2 protein-coding genes are annotated in these 1,141 nt (G+C 69.9%); both read left to right on the forward strand.

Annotated elements, in window-relative coordinates; all coding sequences use genetic code 11:
• On the forward strand, positions 1-229 hold a 229-nt coding region (locus FB600_RS37010), incomplete at its 5' end, for a DUF934 domain-containing protein (protein ID WP_145758322.1).
• Complete coding sequence (locus tag FB600_RS37015; protein ID WP_096750341.1) at positions 226-963, forward strand: phosphoadenylyl-sulfate reductase; 738 nt, start codon at positions 226-228, stop codon at positions 961-963. The genes FB600_RS37010 and FB600_RS37015, both read left to right, overlap by 4 nt.
• Positions 964-1,141: the final 178 nt, after the last annotated feature.

Raw genomic sequence — 1,141 nt, forward strand, 5'->3', positions numbered from 1 at the left:
CAATCGCCACGGCTGGACCGGCGAGCTGCGCGCGATCGGCGACGTGCTGCGCGACCAGTTGAACTACATGTCGCGCTGCGGCTTCGACGCCTTCGAGGTGCGCGCCGATCGCGACCCGCATGACGCGCTGAACGCCTTCACGGAGTTCTCGGAACGCTACCAGGGGGCGGTGGACGACGCGGTGCCGCTGTTCCGCCGCCGCGCCGCCTCGGCACAGGTGAACGCATGAGCGAGCTCCTCACGCCCGAGCTGAGCGCCAAGGTCGAGCGGCTCGACGCGCTGCTCGCCTCGATCGCGGCGCGCCATGAGCGCGTGAAGTTCGCCAGCAGCCTCGCGGCCGAGGACATGCTGGTGACCCACGCGATCCTCTCCAAGGGCCAGGCGATCGGCATCTTCTCGCTGAACACGGGCCGCCTGCATGCCGAGACGCTCGGCATGATCGACCGCGTGCGCGAGCGCTACGGCTACGAGATCGAGCAGTTCCATCCGCAGCAGGACGCGATCGACCAGTACGTCGCCGAGCACGGCCTGAATGCCTTCTACGAAAGCGTCGAGCTGCGCAAGTCCTGCTGCCACATCCGCAAGGTCGAGCCGCTCAACCGCGCGCTGTCGGAGGTGGATGCCTGGGTGACCGGCCAGCGCCGCGAGCAGTCGGTGACGCGCGCCGAGCTGCACGAGCAGGAGCAGGACGAGGCACGCGGCATCGCCAAGTACAACCCGCTGGCGGACTGGACCGAGGCCGAGGTCTGGGCCTACCTGAAGGCCTTCGAGGTGCCGGTCAATCCGCTGCACGCGCGCGGCTACCCGAGCATCGGCTGCGAGCCCTGCACGCGGGCGATCCGCCCCGGCGAGGATAGCCGCGCCGGACGCTGGTGGTGGGAGTCGCGCGACACCAAGGAATGCGGCCTGCACATCACGGTCGCGCCGGTGTCGGAGCTGCCGCAGCGGCCGGTGAGCGCCTGAGGCGCCGCGGCCCGACCCAAGCAACGAAAGCAATCGCGCCGCCCGCCACGACGGGCGGCCAGCAACCCAGTAAGGACTGACATCATGAGCACGACGCTCGAACAATCCGCCTTCGCATCGCCGGCCGGCACCGCCAGCCGGATGGGCCACCTCGACTGGCTCGAGGCCGAGTCGATCC

It is taken from the genome of Burkholderia sp. SJZ089 (assembly GCF_007828315.1).
Taxonomy (GTDB): domain Bacteria; phylum Pseudomonadota; class Gammaproteobacteria; order Burkholderiales; family Burkholderiaceae; genus Burkholderia; species Burkholderia gladioli.

Bases quoted from the DNA above. Each gene is read 5' to 3' on its own strand.
- FB600_RS37015 (WP_096750341.1), top strand. From the start codon at position 226: ATGAGCGAGCTCCTCACGCCCGAGCTGAGCGCCAAGGTCGAGCGGCTC.